This window comes from Curtobacterium sp. MCJR17_020 (assembly GCF_003234365.2).
Classification (GTDB): Bacteria; Actinomycetota; Actinomycetes; order Actinomycetales; family Microbacteriaceae; genus Curtobacterium.
The window spans coordinates 1967985-1982743 of record NZ_CP126260.1 but is presented as its reverse complement, the minus strand read 5'-3'; the positions used below and the strand labels follow the sequence as shown (position 1 = coordinate 1982743).

The window sequence follows — 14759 nt, the reverse complement described above, 5'->3', positions numbered from 1 at the left end:
ATGCCCCGAACTGGGGTCCAATCCGACCGCGACGATGCTCCGGATGACTCTTCGGGACATCGCTGGGCCACCCACCCGGCGTCTCCACTCGGGGCAGTGCGGCCTCTGCGTCCGGTGGGCGCGGGTACCCGAAGCCTGCGCCCCCGGATGCGCCCGCTCACGGCGCCCGGGAACGACAGAACCCCCGGTGCTGCTCTGTCGAGCAACCCCGGGGGTCCTGTTCTGTCCGAGCGGATGACGAGATTCGAACTCGCGACCCTCACCTTGGCAAGGTGATGCGCTACCACTGCGCCACATCCGCATTCGCACGCCGTGTGGGCCGTGCGGAGTCGACTGTACCCGATCCCGGGCCCACCGACGTGTTCTGCGGCAGATCCGGGCGTGTCCGGTGTCGCGAGGCGCGGTCGTCAGGCGCGGTCCTCAGGCGCGGAGGAGTTCGATCGGAGCATGAGCTACGTGCACGACAACCCGGGCGGGACCGAGGCCCACGGCGTCGACCTGATCGACGGTGACACCCCCGCCATCCGCATCCTGGTGCACGGCGACCTGCCGACCACGATCGAGCACGAGGGGCGGACCTGGCTCGCCACCGGCGACGCGCACGACGACGGTGACGACCAGGCGCCCCCGATCGCGATCTACCGCCCGGTCTGAGCCGCGCTCGGCGACGGGCCGGGCGCTCGACTGCGGTCAGTGCCCGCGGACGTCGCCCGTCAGGATCGCGTGCTCGGCGCCGGCCGACAGTTCATCGTGCAGCGCGTCCGCGAAGAACTCCCCGGCACCGAGGCTGACCAGGTGGGTGAGCGCACCGGTGACGTCCGCCAGGGCGGGGTTCCACTCGTCGTGGAGGGACGCCCGGACGTGCCCGGACTCGTGCACGACGACGACCCCGATGTGGTCGTGGGCATCGCCGACCTCGAGCACGGCGTCGTACACGACGGGTTCGGTGTCCTCGCCGAGGGGTTCCAGGTGCACCTCGCCGATCCCGGGCCACTCGGTGCGGAACACGGGCAGGTCCGGTGCGTGCAGGTGCGGGGCGCGCTCGTCGGTGACGGACTCGATCTCCCCCGACGTCAGGTACTCGTCGACGACCTCGTGGATCCGGTCGTGCAGTCCGGGCTCGTACTGCCACCAGCGCTGGTGCACCGCCCGGAGCCAGTCCTGCGTCGCGGCGTCGGCCGAGGCCGAGGTCCCGACCAGCTGCGGTGCCGTGCCCGGCGAACCGACGACCTCGAGCTGCTCGTCGTGCGTCTCGACGGTGATGGACCCGGTGGCCTCGTCGGGGTGCACGCCGTGGACGTCCTCGGGGGCGGCGGCCCAGATGCTCGCCGGCAGCTTCGGCGGCAGGGCGAACGCCACCGCGATCGCCGGACGTGCCAACGCCTCGTCGAGCGCGTCGCCGAGGTGCACCTCGTCCGAGCGGGAGCCCATGACGATGCCGCCGGTCGGGGGCACGGCGGCCAACCGCTCGAGGTCCTCGTGGTCTGCGTTCATCGACGCGAGCACGGGGGTGTCCGCCCACTGGACGAACTCGCCGGCCGCACGGTCCTGGTCCTCGAACGGCACGTTCCACACCGAGGGGTCCGCGAGCACCCACGACGCCGAACGACCGGCGGGGCCACGGCGCACGGCGTCGAGCACGGCGGGGACGAGCCCGGGCAGCCCGCGGTACGCCGGACGGACGGTGAGCCGGTCCAGCGCGAGCAGGTCCGGCTTGCCGAGCATCTCGGCGGCGTGCGTCTGCAGCGACAGGAAGGTCTCGCCGGTGGCGTCCGGCACCACGATCGCCGCGGCGAAGTCCCCGTCGACGTCGGACACCTGGTAGCCGAGCACCAGTGCCTCGACCGACTCCGGTGACCGGCTCGTGTACGCGGCGACCTCGGCGACCGACACCGCTTCGGCCTCGTCGTCGGTGATGGGCACCCGGACGTCGATCACCCACCGATCGACGTCCTGGCCGGGGTAGGCGTCGCCGTCCTCGTCCGAGATCGTGATGTGCACGAGCCGCAGGGAACCGTCCCACGCGTCGTGGACGTGCTGGGCGATGGCGGCTTCAGGGTCGTCGGTCACGGACGCCACCGTATCGGTGGCGGACCGGTGACGTGGTCAACCGTGCTGCGCGACCATCGCGTCGACGCTCCGCATCGCGGTCGCCAGGATGGTGAGCACCGGGTTGACCCCGCCGTTCGTGACGTGCACCGAGCCGTCGGTCACGCGGAGGTTGTCGTGGCCCCACACCCGGCCGAACGGGTCGACGACCGACGTCGCCGGGTCCGTCCCCGTCCGGAGCGTGCCGGCCTGGTGCTGGCCACCGCTCGTGCCCCGGACCGGACCGTGCAGCTCCGCCACGCGCGTGGCGCCCGCCGCGCGCAACCAGTCGCCGCTCCGGGCGCTGGTGTGGTCGCGAGCACGGACGTCCTCGGGGTGGACCCCACCGCTGAACGACGCCACCGGGATGCCGTACCGGTCCGTCACGGCGGGGTCGACCCGGACGCGCGCGTCGGCCGAGGTGACCTCCTGGATCGGCCCCATGATCCGCATGCTGCGCCGCGCCAGGTCCCGCATCGCGTGCTTGCCGTCGAGCCCGGAGCGCGGCGCGAGCCCCGTGCCGACGAGGTACTGGTACGTGTTCGACGGCGTCGCGATGAACTCGTTCGCCAGGATCCCGCCACCGATCTGCCCGGGCACGCCGTGCCGGTAGTCGGTGGTGGCGATCGACGGCCCCGGTCCGAGACCGTCGTCCACCACGTCGTCGAAGACCCCCATCGCGCCGCCGTAGACGTGGCCCTGCAGGTGCCGGCCGACCTGGTCCGCACGGTTGCCGATGCCGTCGGGCTCGCGGTCGCTCCGGCTGTTCAGCAGGAGCCGTGCCGATTCCACCGCCCCGGCCGCGACGACGACCTCGGCGGCGTCGACCTCGGCCCGCCAGTCGTGGCCGTCGACCGTGCCGACGATCGTGACGCCGACCACACGGCCAGCACCGTCCGTGCGCAGCCGGGCGACCCGTGACTCGAGCACGATCGAGGCGTTCCCGGTGGCGAACGCGCGGGTCAGCATGGTGTTCTGGCTGCCGTTCTTGGCGTCGACCGGGCACGCGAAGCCCACGCACATGCCGCACTGTTCGCACGCGCGGCGACCCAGGTACGGCGTCGAGTTGATCAGGAGCGGGACGTGGACCGTCGAGATGCCCAGGGCGTCCGCGGCGCCGGCGAGCCGATCGCGCGCCGCCCCCGACGGCAGCGGTGGCATCGGTCGCGCGCGCGAGCGCTCCCCGGACCACGGACCGTCGACGTCACCGCCGCTGACCCCGATCTCCCACTCGGCGCGCTCGTACCAGGGCTCGAGCTCGTCGTACCCGAACGGCCAGTCGGCCAGGGCGCTGCCGTCCGGCACGCCGTACGCCGACGCCATCGCGAAGTCCCGCGGCCCGAACCGCCAGGCCTGGGCACCGTAGACCCGTGTGCCGCCCCCGGCCGTGACCGCGTTGTTGTGCCACCCCGGTGACGAAGGCCGGAGCACCAGGAGCTCGCGACCGTCCGCCACCGTCCGCGGGTTGCCGACGTCGGACGGCCCCGACCGCGGTGCGACGCCCCAGCTCGACCGCGGGTTCCGGATGTGGTCACGACTGAGTTCCGCGGTGCCGGGCCACCCACCGGCCTCGACCACGAGCACGCGCCGACCGGACTCGGCGAGCCCGCACGCCGCGACACCCCCGCCGGCGCCCGACCCGATGACGACCGCGTCGTACCGGTCGGCCAGCTGCGACGGGTGCACGACCGTGGGCGCTGCGGTCGGTACCGGTACCGGCACGCTCCAGCCGTCCGGCGGACCGGGCTGCCACCCCACCATGTCCCATGACCGCTCCCCCGCGTTCCCGCCGTTCCCGGCGTCGGCGTAGAAGCCCGCGGCCACGAGTTCGGCGAACCAGGTCCAGTCGGGATCGTCCTCGTCCCGGGGCTCGTCGACGCCCTCGTGCGCGACGACGGCTCGGAGCCGGTCCATCCAGTCCGGCCGGTCGACCAGCACCCCGGCCAGGAAGTCGAGCGCGCCGGCCTCGGACGCCGACGGGTACTCGTCCGCGGGCACCACCCGGTCGACCAGGGAACGGAGCCGTTCGTCGTGCGTGCGGAGGAACTCCTGCGCCGCGGTGGCCGCGTGGTCCGTCATCGGTCCTGCCTCTCGAGCAGCGCCGGTGCCGCTCACGAGCACCGTAACGGACACGGCGGGGTACGGGCCGGGCTCAGCCGCCGATGCCCTCGAGGTCGAGCAGGTCGTCGTCGCTCAGCACGACGGAGGCACCCTCGATGTTCTCGCGCAGGTGCGCCCGCGACGACGTGCCCGGGATGAGCAGGATGTTCGGGGACCGGCGCAGCAGCCACGCGAGGGCGACGGACATCGGCGTCGACCCGAGTCGTGTCGCCACGGTCGAGAGCACCTCGGACTGCAACGGGGCGAAGCCGCCGAGCGGGAAGAACGGCACGTAGGCGATGCCCTCGGCCGCGAGCCGGTCGATGAGCGGGTCGTCCTGCCGATTGGCCAGGTTGTACATGTTCTGCACCGACACGATCGGTGCGATCCCCTGCGCTTCCGCCACCTGGTCCGTCGTCGCGTTGCTCACCCCGAGGTGCCGGATGATGCCCTGCTGCTGCAGGTCGACCAGCGTCTCGAAGGCCGAGGAGATCGGCCCTACGACCGGACCGTTCGCGTCGCCCAGCCGCAGGTTGACGAGGTCCAGCACGTCGACGCCGAGCGTCTCGAGGTTGTCGTCGACCTGCGCACGCAGTTGGTCGGGTTCCCGAGCAGTCGGCCAACCGCCTCGGGCGTCCCGCCGCGCGCCGACCTTGGTCGCGATGACGAGGCCGTCGGCGTACGGGTGCAGCGCCTCGTGCAGCAGCTCGTTGGCGACACGGGGGCCGTACGTCTCGGCGGTGTCGATGTGCGTGATGCCGCCGGCGACGGCGTCCCGGAGCACGGCGACGGCCTCGTCGTGGTCCTTCGGCGGCCCGACGACCCACGGACCGGTGAGCTGCATCGCGCCGTAGCCGAAGCGAGCCACCGGCCGGTCGCCGAGGGTCCAGGTGCCGCCCGGCAGGCGAGGGGTGGTGGTGGTCATCGGATCTCCTTCGAGGACTTGTGGAGCGGTTGCTCGTGTTTCACTCTTGACGAACTGCTTCCCGTTCGGAAGGAGTTACCCAGAAGTGCGTTGCTACCCGAGGAGCCCTGTGCCGACCACGACCGCCGCCGAGCGACGAGCTGACGCCAAGGCGCAGTACAACGCCTACCTGGCAGCCTGCCCGAGCCAGCAGCTGCTCGCACGGGTCTCCGGCAAGTGGGTGACGCTCGTGCTGTCGGCACTCGGGAGCGGCCCGGACTGCGACAGCGACCCGAGGCCGATGCGGTACTCCGAACTCGGTCGCGTCCTGGCGGGCGTGAGTCCGAAGATGCTGTCGCAGACGCTGAAGTCGCTCGAACGCGACGGTCTCGTCGTCCGCACGGCGACGGCGACGGTGCCCGTGACGGTGACGTACGAACTCACGGACCTGGGGCTCTCGCTGCACGGAACCGTGCGGCAGCTCAAGCGCTGGTCGGAAGCCCACCGCGACGAGGTGGCCGCGCACCAGGAGCGCTACGACGTCACCGGCTAGCCTCCGGCGCGCTTGCACCGGACGTCCGGCGGGACGTATGGTCTTCGCAGAGGGCAAAACGCCTCGTCGCCCCGGCGGCCTGGCACCCACACGCGGTCTCGGACGAGTCGCCACTTCTTCTTCGAAGGAGTGCACGTGTCCAACCGTTCCCCCGCCCGGCTCCGCGACGCCGGGATCGCCCTCGCCGGCCTGTCCGCCGTCTTCCTGTTCGAGATGCTCGACAACTCGGTGCTGAACGTCGCCCTGCCCACCATCGGCCGAGAACTCCACGCGTCGACGACCGGCCTGCAGTGGGCCACCGGTGCCTACTCGGTCGTGTTCGGCGCCCTCATGCTCCTGTTCGGCGCGGTCGCCGACCGGTTCGGCCGACGTCGGGTCATGCTCATCGGTCTGGTGCTGCTCGCGCTCTCCGCCCTGGCGACCACCCTCGTCACCACGACCGGCGAACTCGTCGCGGTCCGCGCGTTGATGGGGCTCGCAGCGGCCATGACGACGCCCGGGTCGATGGCCCTGGCCTTCCGGCTCTTCGACACCGATGCCCTGCGCGTCCGCGCCTTGACGGTCATCTCCACCGCGGGCCTGGTCGGGCTCGCGGTCGGTCCGACGGCGGGCGGCTTCGCCCTCGCTGTGGCGCCGTGGCAGGCCCTGCTCCTGGTGAACGTCCCGATCGCGGCGCTCGCGTTCGTCGGCATCCGAGCCGGCGTGCCCGCTGACCGACCGGAGGACCTGCACCCCGACCGGATCGACGTGACCGGCGCGCTGTTCGGGACCACGGCCCTGGTCGGTGCACTCGGGACGCCCACCCTCTTCGCGGAGGCGGGCAGCGCCTCCTGGCCGGGGTGGATCGGGGTCGTCGTGACGGTCGCGGCGGTGGCGGCCTTCGTGCAGCGGGAGCGCACTGCGGCACAGCCGCTGCTCGACCTGCGCCTGCTCGCCCGTCCGCTCGTCGCGAGCGGTCTGGCGTACAAAGCGGCCTCCGGGCTGGCCGTCTCCGGCCTGTCCTACCTGGTGACGCTGCAGCTGCAGTTCGCCTGGGGGTGGTCGCCGGCGCTGGCCGCGATCGGGACGCTGCCACAGGTGGTGGTGCTCCTGGCGTCCGGACGCTTCGTCGGCCCGTTCGTGCAGCGGGTGGGCCTCGGCCGTGCGGCCCGGCTGAGCGCCGGCGCCGTCGTGGCAGGACTCGCGCTCTTCACGGTCGGCGGCCGTGCCGGGTACGGCTGGGTCGCCGCGGCACTCGTCCTCGTCGCCGCGGGGATGCGGGTCGTCGGGGTCGTCGCGGGCAACAACGTGCTCCGGGGCCTGCCGTCGAACCGGACGTCGGTCGGGGCGGCGCTCGTCGACACCTCGAGCGAGCTCGCGACCGCGGTGGGCATCGCGGCGACCGGGACGGTGCTGGCGCTGCTCGTGCCGGGCAGCATCGCGACGACGTCCTGGAGCGTCGATCGGCTGGCCGCGTTCGAGGGCGGGATCACCGTCGCAGGCGTGGTCCTGACGGTCGTCGCCGCCTTGCTCGTCGCCGTCGGCATGGCCCGCGCGACGACCCGCGCGGGCACGCCGGTGGCCGAACCGGCTCAGACGGCGCTGTAGCCGCCGTCCGCCACGAGCACGGATCCGGTGATGAACGACGCTGCGTCGCTCGCCAGGAACACGACGCTCGGCGCGATCTCCTCGGGCAGGGCGAACCGCTGCTGCGGTGCGTCCTCGATCCAGTAGCGCCGGAACTCCGGGGAGTCCACCGGGGCCATCTCGGTCTTCACGTACCCGGGTGCGACGGCGTTCACGCGGATCCCGTACTCCGCCCACTCGACCGCGAGCGACTTCGTCAGGTGGTGCACGGCGGCCTTCGACGCGTTGTACGCCGGCTGCCACTGCGGCCGGTTGACGATGAGCCCGGACATGCTGCCGATGTTCACGATCGAGCCCGAACCGGCGTCGCGCATGTGCGCGCCCACCGCCGTCGACGTCTTCCACAGTGCGCGGACGTTGAGGTCGAACACGTCATCCCACTCGCTGTCGGGCACGTCGAAGGCGTCGCGGTGGTGGCACGTGCCGGCGTTGTTGACGAGCACGTCGATGCGGCCGAGGGCGGTCATCGCCTCCTCGGTCATGCGCGTCACCTGCTCGCCGTCGGTGATGTCCGCCGTGATGGTGACGAAGTCGTGGCCGACGTCTGCGGCCTCGGCGGCGACGCGGGCGTTGCGCTCCCCGGAGCGCCCCACGATGGCGACGCGGGCGCCGGCCTCGGCGAGACCGAACGCGAACGCCCGGCCGAGTCCCTGGTTGCCGCCGGTGACGAGGGCGGTCCTGCCGGTGAGGTCGAACGGAGAAGTCATCTGGCGGGCGCCTTCCTGAGGTGGTCGACGCCGTGCACCGCGTCGACGCGGTACTGCCCTGCGTACACCCTCGAGCGCTCCGCCTCCCGACCCGGCGGTGGCGCCCGTCGCCCGTCGGTCCGACACGTGCTCGGTGGTGGCCACCCTAAGATGATCGCGTGCCGACGAGTCCTGATGATCGCTTCCGGTTCTTCGACACCCTGGTGCGGGCCGAGATCCGGCTCTGGGGCGCGGTCGACGGGGCGGTCTCCGAAGCCACCGGGACGAACCTCGGACTGATCACCGCGCTGCGCACGATCGACGAACTCGACGGGTCCGCTCGGGTCCAGGAGGTGGCCGACGAGATCGGGATCACGGTCGGGGCCGCGAGCAAGATCGTCGACCGGCTCGAGCGCGCCGGACTGGCCGAGCGCGTCCCGAACCCCGCCGACCGCCGGTCTTCCCTGCTCCGGATGACGAAGCCCGGGCGCAAGACGCTCGCCGACGGGCTCCGCGCCGCGCGACAGGAGCTCGGTCGCCGCACGGACACGATCACGCAGGCGCAACTCGACGCGACGACCACAGCCCTCGCTGCCCTCGCGGACGCCTTCTCGGTCGACGACTGAGGCGACGGAGTAGTATCACTCCACGGAACATTCCTCCACGGAATGCGCCGAGATCCGACGCCGCCGTGGAGGCGGAAGAGGAGCACACATGTCCCGCGCCGAGAACGGCAAGGTCGCCCTGGTCACCGGAGGCGGACAGGGCATCGGACAGGCGATCGTCGAGCGGTTCCACGCCGACGGGTTCGCGGTCGCGATCGCCGACCTCAACATGGACACAGCGAACGCGGTCGCCGAGGGACTCGGAGGCAAGGCCGGCAGCGCGATCGCCGTCCCCGTGAACGTGTCGGACCGCGACAGCGTGTTCGCTGCGGTGGAGACCACCGTCCGCGAGCTCGGTGGGTTCGACGTGATCGTGAACAACGCCGGCATCGCACCGCAGTCCCCCATCGAGGACATCACGCCCGAGAGCCTCGAGAAGATCTTCTCGATCAACTTCAACGGCGTCGTCTGGGGGACCCAGGCCGCGGCGAAGGCGTTCCGCGAGCTGGGTCACGGTGGGAAGATCATCAGCGCCGCATCCCAGGCAGGACACGAGGGCAATCCGGGCATCGCGCTGTACTCCGCCACCAAGTTCGCGGTCCGTGGCTTCTCGCAGACGGCTGCGAAGGACCTTGCGCAGTTCGGCATCACCGTCAACACCTACGCGCCGGGGATCGTCCGCACGCCGCTGATGGCGGACCTCGCGAAGAAGACCGCCGAGTCCGCTGGGCAGCCGGAGGAGTGGGGTTGGAAGCAGTTCACCGACGGGATCACCCTCGACCGCCTCGCGGAGGCGAGTGACGTGGCGAACGTGGTCGCCTTCCTCGCCGGTTCGGACTCGGACTACATCACCGGGCAGTCGATCATCGTCGACGGCGGCATGGTCTTCAACTGAGTTGCCGGGACCGACGCGCGTCGATCACGGAACGCGTCAGCCCACAGGACGGGAGGCCCGGTGCCAGCTGGGACCGGGCCTCCCGTCCGTCACACAGCGGACCGGACCCGTCGGAGCGCGGCAGCGGGGTGCGATGCCGGCAGCCGTGAGCCGGCGCCGAGCAGACGGTCCCGTAGCGTCACGCCGGGACGGACGTCCGTGGGCAGCATCCCGGCGACGCGGAGTGCCGGCGCGACCCAGTCGACGAAGTCGTCGTAGGTCTGGGGCGTGACGTGCGGCTGCACCAGGAACCCGTCAGCGTCCGTCTGGTCCACGAAGGCCGCGACCTGGTCTGCGATGCCGGGGCCGTCGCCGACGAAGACCGTTCCGTTGATGCCGTTGTCGCGGTACTCCTCGAGTACCTGTCGGACCGTCTTCCGGCGACCCGACGCGGGGTCCATGAACCGGTCGACCGAGGACTGCCCCTGTTCTGTGCGCAGGTCGGGCATCGGTTCGTCGAGTGGCAAGGCGGTGAGGTCGATCCCTGTGACCCAGGCGTAGGTCGTGGCGGCCTGCTCGAGGGTGGCGAGCGCGACCATCTCGGCGCGTTTGTGCTCGGCCTCCTCAGTCGTTGCCGCCGCGACGAAGTGTGCGCCGACCAGGAACCGCAGGGCGTCCGCGCCGCGACCGGCCGCTTCCGCTCGGCGACGGATGTCGACGATCTGGTCGCGGATGAGGTCCGCGTCGCCACCACCGATGAAGATCACTTCGGCGTACCGTGCCGCGAAGTCACGACCGGCCACCGATGTACCGGCCTGCAGCAGGAGCGGGGAGCGTTGCGGCGAGGGCGGGATGCCGAGGACGCCACGGGAGCTGAGGTGGCGGCCCGCGTACCTGACCGCGCGGACGCCGTCCGGCCGGGCGTACACGCCGGCGTCAGCGTCCTCGACGAGCGCATCGTCGTCCCACGACCCCTCCCAGAGCCCCAGACAGATCGCGAGGTGGTCCTCGGCCTGTGCGTACCGCTCGTCGTGCGCGATCATCGGCTCGCCGAAGAGCTCCGCGGAGGAAGCCTGCGCTGCACCGGTGACGATGTTCCAGCCGATGCGTCCACGTGTGAAGTGGTCGAGGGTGCCGTACCGTCGCGCAACCGATGCGGGACGCTCGACCGTGGTCGACGACGTGACCACGATGCCGAGGCGTTCGGTGGCGGCCGCCACGGCGGAGACGACCGTGATCGGGTCCGCCATCGGGATGTACATCGCATCGGTGAGCGCGGTCGGGATGACCTCGCCGTCGATCATCGGGTAGCCGTACGAGTCGGCGAAGAAGAGGAAGTCGAACCCGCCCTCCTCGAGTCGCTTGCCGAGCCCCGTCCAGTGGTCGAGGTCGAGGTACCGGACGTCGGTGTTGCCGGGCACGCGCCAGCTGGCCCCGATCGTGCCGTTGGGGTTCATCGTCTGGAACGCCCCGAGGATGAGGTCCTTCATGCGGTTCGCCAATCCTGTTCGTGTTCGTGTTCGTGTTCGTGTTCGGGGACCCTTCGCGGGTCCCGGATGAGTGCTGCGGTCTCCCGGCGCCAGTCCTCCCGGCGCGGGTCGTCGGTCGCGAGCCATGCCGCGTCGAGGGACGCGGCGGCGACGGCGGCCGTGGTCTGACGGTCCCAGCCCCAGGTCCGGCTCGCGAGCCGGTACTCCTGCGCGGAGTCCGTGTGGAACATCGCTGGGTCGTCGGTGTGCAGCGACACCTGCACCCCGGCGTCGCGGAGCTGCTGGAACGGGAACGCCGACGCCGTGGGGAAGAGCCCTGGCAGCATCACGAGGCAGCTCGACAGCGCCATGGTCACGGGTGTGCCCGCGTCGGCGACCCGCCGCTGCAGGTCCGGCCGCCCGCCGAGCTCCCACGCGTGGTCGATGCGGTCGAGGCCGAGTTCCAGGACGTCGAGCACGTCCTGGGCCTTGTTCGCGTGCGCCGTGGTCCGCAGGCCGGCGTCGCGCGCACGTGCGAACACCGTTGCGAAGTCACCGAGCGCGCGCGACGGTGATCCGTCGTTGCCGATCCCGAGGACGGGCACGCCCCGTCGGCGCGCCGCGAGCACCTCGGTGAGGGCGTCCGTGGCCACGTCGGGTCCGCTGTTCCGATCGGTCGCGAACACGATCCCGCCGCTGAGTCCGGTCCGGTCGGCCATTTTCGCGAACGCATCGCCCACGGCGTCCAGGAACGTCGCGGTCGGGAGTCCGCCGACCCGGCTCTCGACGTGGTTCACCGAGAGTTCGACGTGCCGGCAGCCGGTGTCGACGGCGTTCCCCAGGACGTGCAGCGTCGCCGCATGCACCCGCTCCGCGGTGCGGAGCTCCGCCGCGAACCCGTGGTGGCGCACGAAGAAGTCGGGGACGTCGGCGTAGTCCCAGCGCCGCTCGGACCGCACCCCATCGGTCCCCCCACCGACGAACGAACGGCGGAGCGCACCGGTGAGGTGCATGTGCAGTTCGGCCCGTGGCAACCGCCTGGCCAGGACGTCGAGCAGGTAGGACTCGTCCGGCTCGCCGCGCCCCTCCGCGGTCCAGTCGTTGTCGACCGGTGTCGCGGTGTTCACAGCACCTCGCTGCGTTCCGAGGCGCTCTGCGTGAGCTGTTCGAGCAGGAGCAGCTCGCTGCGTCGGAACTCGTCCGTCTCCATGTACGACAACGGACGCGGTCGCGGCTCTGCCTGCTCCAGTACCGTCCGCACGACGGCCGGCCGGTTGGACAGCACGTGCACCCGGTCCGACAGGAACAGCGCCTCGGGTACGTCGTGCGTGATGAGGATGACCGACAGTCCGTCCCGGACGCAGAGGTCGGCGAGCCAGAGCTGCAGCTCTGTCCTGGTCAGGTAGTCGAGCGCGCCGAACGGTTCGTCGAGCAGCAGCACCGGCCGGTCCTGGACGATCGTCCGGAGAAGCGCCACGCGCTGTCGCATGCCGCCGGACAACTCGAACGGGTACGAACTCGCGCGACCGCCCAGCCGGAAGGTGTCGAGGAGGCCGCGGACCCGGCCGCGGGCGTCCCGTTTCGACGCTCCTTGGAGCACGAGCCCGAGCGCGGCGTTGTCCTCCACAGTCAGCCACGGGAAGAGCAGGTCCTCCTGTGGCATGTACGCGGAGAACGGCTGGCCGCCCGTCGTGGGCCCCGTGTACCGCACGCTGCCGGACGTGGGTGCCACGAGTTCGGCGAGCACGTTGAACAGGGTCGACTTGCCCGACCCGCTCGGTCCGACGACCGAGACGAATTCGCCTGGCGCCAGCTCCATCTCGATGTCGCGCAGCACCTCCGTGCGCTGGCCGCCCGGGGCGGTGAACGACTTCGCGACGTGCTCGATCCTGAGCAGCGGTTCACTCATCGCTGCACCGCCTTCCTGCGCCGTTCCCATGGCATGACGAGCGCCTCGACGACGTAGGAGAGCGCGAAGAGCGCGAGTCCGATGACGATGCTGATCACCACGGCCGCGAAGACCAGGTCGGTCCGGAAGAGGTTCTTCTGCAGCTGCATGTAGATGCCCAGACCGTCCCGGGCACCCACGTACTCACTGAAGATCGCCGACACGACGACGAAGCTCGAGACGATCCGGAGCCCGGTGACGAAGTGGCCGAGGGCGCTCGGGACACGGAGCCGGACGAACACCTGCCACGTCGACGCACCCATCGACCGCATCAGGGTGACCGCCTTGGGGTCGGCTCCGATCAGCCCTTGCAAGGTCGAGATCGTCATCGGGAGCATGCTCACGATCGCGACGAGCAGGATCTTCGGGCCCGAGTCGAAGCCGAACCAGATCACGAACAGCGGTGCGAGCACGACGATCGGTACGGACTGCGCGGCGATGAGCAGTGGCAGGAGCGTCTGCCGGAGCGGTGCGACGAAGGTCAGGGCCGATGCGACGACGACCGCGACCAGACACGCGGCGAGCAGTCCCAGGACACTGATGGTGAGGGTGGGCACCGTCGCCGCAGCGAGTGCGGCACGCTCTCCCCAGCCGCTCGTGACGACGCGCACCGGGGACGGGAGGACCGTCGGGTCGACGTCCCCGACGGTGGTCACGATCTGCCAGATCACGAGCAAGCCGACGAGCGTCGCCGTCGGAGCGACGACGTTCACGGCGCGAGAGCGGGACGACGCGGCGCGAAGCCGCTCAGCGCCAGTACCGGAGATGACCCGGACTTCGCGATCGGGTGCAGTGGTCTGGCCGACCAGCGCAGTGTCGGTCATCGCAGGTACTCGTTCGTGACGAGGTCGGAGACGTCGTACGCCTTGAGCACCTTCCCGGTGCTGTCCTTGAGCAGGCCCTGCTCGATCAGCCAGTCGGCGTTCTCCTGCCAGCGGTCGACGCTCTGGGAGTTCACGACGCCGTCCTCGCTGCGGTAGAGATCCTCCGTCTGCTCCTTGCTCACCACGTCGACCACCTTCCGGTCGAGGTCCTTGGGCCAGGTCTTCATGAGGGCGTCGTCGGCGGCATCCGGGTCGTCCAGAGCGGCCTCGTAGCCCGCCTGGAACGCGTGCATGAACTTCTTCGCGACGTCCGGATGCGCCTTCAGGTACGAGTTGCTGGAGATGACGACCGTCGCGTAGCCGTCGGGCACCCCGTAGTCGATCGGATTCCACGTCGTCACCTTCGGGCCCTGCAACCCGAACTCGGCGATCTCGTTCGGGAACGACAGCACGGTGTCGACCCGCTCCGACTTGAGCGCGTCGAAAGCGGCGGTGCTCAGCGTGACGGCGTCCGCGTCCTTCGTGCCGCCGTCGTGCTCGATCATCTCGTTCACGACGGCGACCTCCATCGGCGAACCGAAGCCGCCGTACACCTTGCCGGCGAGCTCCTTCGGCGATGAGTACCCGGCCGAGGCGAGGGTCGTGAGCACGTAGGGCGAGTGCTGGTAGACCGCTCCGAGGGACACGAGGTCCGAACCGGCTGCGTCGGCGAGCAGCGCCGTCCGCACGTCGGTGGCGAACCCGAGCTGTGCCTGCCCCGACGACACCAGTGCCTCCGGAGCCGTCGAGCCCCAGGGCAGGAGGTCGACGTCGAGTCCTGCCTTGCGGAACAGGCCGTGCTGCTGCGCGTACGCCAGTCCGTTCAGGTCCGGGTCCGGCAGGAAGCTCAGGGCGAAGTCGATCTTCGTGAGGCCGCCGTCCGTAGATGCGGAGGGCTTGGAAGCGCACCCGGCGACGACGACGGCGGACACAGCCACCATCGTGACGACTCCGAGGATGCGTCTGGGGCGACGACTTGCTGTTTTGGTCAATTTGGGGGTCATTTCGACAGTAAAAGCGATGTGTGTTCCCTCTGGATGCCG

14 protein-coding genes and 1 tRNA gene are annotated in these 14759 nt (G+C 71.0%); 5 read left to right on the top strand and 10 right to left on the bottom strand.

Going from position 1 to position 14759, the window contains the following annotated elements; all coding sequences use genetic code 11:
- Positions 1-229: 229 nt before the first annotated feature.
- Positions 230-301, bottom strand: a tRNA-Gly gene (locus tag DEJ14_RS09400).
- A 146-nt stretch (positions 302-447) separates the two neighbouring features.
- On the opposite strand from DEJ14_RS09400, the gene DEJ14_RS09395 reads away from it, so the two are divergent.
- The gene (locus tag DEJ14_RS09395) at positions 448-654 is read left to right on the top strand and encodes a hypothetical protein (RefSeq protein ID WP_111084081.1); all 207 of its coding nucleotides are present in this window, start codon (positions 448-450) and stop codon (positions 652-654) included.
- A 36-nt stretch (positions 655-690) separates the two neighbouring features.
- Here the strand turns inward: DEJ14_RS09395 and DEJ14_RS09390 are convergent, their stop codons facing one another.
- The 3 genes from DEJ14_RS09390 to DEJ14_RS09380 all read right to left on the bottom strand — a co-directional run bounded on the left by DEJ14_RS09390 (position 691) and on the right by DEJ14_RS09380 (position 5113).
- The gene (locus DEJ14_RS09390; RefSeq protein ID WP_146249679.1) at positions 691-2070 is read right to left on the bottom strand and encodes a hypothetical protein; all 1380 of its coding nucleotides are present in this window, start codon (positions 2068-2070) and stop codon (positions 691-693) included.
- Positions 2071-2106: 36 nt separating this feature from the next.
- Positions 2107-4167, bottom strand: a complete 2061-nt coding sequence (locus DEJ14_RS09385) for a GMC oxidoreductase (protein ID WP_111084083.1) — start codon at positions 4165-4167, stop codon at positions 2107-2109.
- Between the two features lie 73 nt (positions 4168-4240).
- Positions 4241-5113, bottom strand: coding sequence for an oxidoreductase (locus tag DEJ14_RS09380; RefSeq protein ID WP_111084084.1), 873 nt, complete (start codon positions 5111-5113; stop codon positions 4241-4243).
- Between the two features lie 109 nt (positions 5114-5222).
- Here DEJ14_RS09380 and DEJ14_RS09375 point away from each other — a divergent pair, with 109 nt between their 5' ends.
- Both DEJ14_RS09375 and DEJ14_RS09370 read left to right on the top strand, forming a co-directional pair.
- The gene (locus DEJ14_RS09375; protein ID WP_111084085.1) at positions 5223-5645 is read left to right on the top strand and encodes a winged helix-turn-helix transcriptional regulator; all 423 of its coding nucleotides are present in this window, start codon (positions 5223-5225) and stop codon (positions 5643-5645) included.
- Between the two features lie 135 nt (positions 5646-5780).
- Entirely contained in the window at positions 5781-7232 is a 1452-nt protein-coding gene (locus tag DEJ14_RS09370; RefSeq protein WP_258373172.1) for an MFS transporter, read from the top strand.
- Here the strand turns inward: DEJ14_RS09370 and DEJ14_RS09365 are convergent.
- Positions 7217-7978, bottom strand: coding sequence for an SDR family NAD(P)-dependent oxidoreductase (locus DEJ14_RS09365; protein ID WP_111084086.1), 762 nt, complete (start codon positions 7976-7978; stop codon positions 7217-7219). The genes DEJ14_RS09370 and DEJ14_RS09365 overlap by 16 nt on opposite strands.
- A gap of 158 nt (positions 7979-8136) precedes the next feature.
- On the opposite strand from DEJ14_RS09365, the gene DEJ14_RS09360 reads away from it, so the two are divergent.
- Together DEJ14_RS09360 and DEJ14_RS09355 are read left to right on the top strand one after the other, a co-directional pair.
- Positions 8137-8583: a MarR family winged helix-turn-helix transcriptional regulator gene (locus DEJ14_RS09360; RefSeq protein WP_111084087.1), complete on the top strand. Its 447-nt coding sequence runs from the start codon at positions 8137-8139 to the stop codon at positions 8581-8583.
- An 88-nt stretch (positions 8584-8671) separates the two neighbouring features.
- Positions 8672-9457, top strand: a complete 786-nt coding sequence (locus tag DEJ14_RS09355; RefSeq protein WP_111084088.1) for a (S)-acetoin forming diacetyl reductase — start codon at positions 8672-8674, stop codon at positions 9455-9457.
- Between the two features lie 89 nt (positions 9458-9546).
- Here the strand turns inward: DEJ14_RS09355 and DEJ14_RS09350 are convergent, their stop codons facing one another.
- Genes DEJ14_RS09350 through DEJ14_RS09330 form a run of 5 tightly spaced genes read right to left on the bottom strand, consistent with a single transcriptional unit; the run spans position 9547 to position 14648 of the window.
- The gene (locus DEJ14_RS09350) at positions 9547-10926 is read right to left on the bottom strand and encodes an NtaA/DmoA family FMN-dependent monooxygenase (protein ID WP_181437401.1); all 1380 of its coding nucleotides are present in this window, start codon (positions 10924-10926) and stop codon (positions 9547-9549) included.
- A complete protein-coding gene (locus tag DEJ14_RS09345) occupies positions 10923-12032 on the bottom strand; it encodes an adenosine deaminase family protein (protein WP_111084090.1) in 1110 nt (369 codons plus the stop codon). The genes DEJ14_RS09350 and DEJ14_RS09345 overlap by 4 nt, the downstream gene beginning before the upstream one ends.
- Positions 12029-12814, bottom strand: a complete 786-nt coding sequence (locus DEJ14_RS09340; protein ID WP_111084091.1) for an ABC transporter ATP-binding protein — start codon at positions 12812-12814, stop codon at positions 12029-12031. The genes DEJ14_RS09345 and DEJ14_RS09340 overlap by 4 nt, the downstream gene beginning before the upstream one ends.
- Entirely contained in the window at positions 12811-13677 is an 867-nt protein-coding gene (locus tag DEJ14_RS09335) for an ABC transporter permease (RefSeq protein ID WP_111084092.1), read from the bottom strand. Before DEJ14_RS09335 ends, DEJ14_RS09340 begins: the two co-directional genes overlap by 4 nt.
- A complete protein-coding gene (locus tag DEJ14_RS09330) occupies positions 13674-14648 on the bottom strand; it encodes an ABC transporter substrate-binding protein (protein WP_181437402.1) in 975 nt (324 codons plus the stop codon). The genes DEJ14_RS09335 and DEJ14_RS09330 overlap by 4 nt, the downstream gene beginning before the upstream one ends.
- Positions 14649-14759 lie beyond the last annotated feature (111 nt).

What these genes read in the sequence shown, in the direction of transcription:
- DEJ14_RS09385 (WP_111084083.1), bottom strand. Translation starts at nt 4,167, where the DNA reads ATGACGGACCACGCGGCCACCGCGGCGCAGGAGTTCCTCCGCACGCAC.
- DEJ14_RS09350 (WP_181437401.1), bottom strand. Translation starts at nt 10,926, where the DNA reads ATGAAGGACCTCATCCTCGGGGCGTTCCAGACGATGAACCCCAACGGC.
- DEJ14_RS09380 (WP_111084084.1), bottom strand. Translation starts at nt 5,113, where the DNA reads ATGACCACCACCACCCCTCGCCTGCCGGGCGGCACCTGGACCCTCGGC.
- DEJ14_RS09395 (WP_111084081.1), top strand. Translation starts at nt 448, where the DNA reads ATGAGCTACGTGCACGACAACCCGGGCGGGACCGAGGCCCACGGCGTC.
- DEJ14_RS09335 (WP_111084092.1), bottom strand. Translation starts at nt 13,677, where the DNA reads ATGACCGACACTGCGCTGGTCGGCCAGACCACTGCACCCGATCGCGAA.
- DEJ14_RS09365 (WP_111084086.1), bottom strand. Translation starts at nt 7,978, where the DNA reads ATGACTTCTCCGTTCGACCTCACCGGCAGGACCGCCCTCGTCACCGGC.
- DEJ14_RS09340 (WP_111084091.1), bottom strand. Translation starts at nt 12,814, where the DNA reads ATGAGTGAACCGCTGCTCAGGATCGAGCACGTCGCGAAGTCGTTCACC.
- DEJ14_RS09355 (WP_111084088.1), top strand. Translation starts at nt 8,672, where the DNA reads ATGTCCCGCGCCGAGAACGGCAAGGTCGCCCTGGTCACCGGAGGCGGA.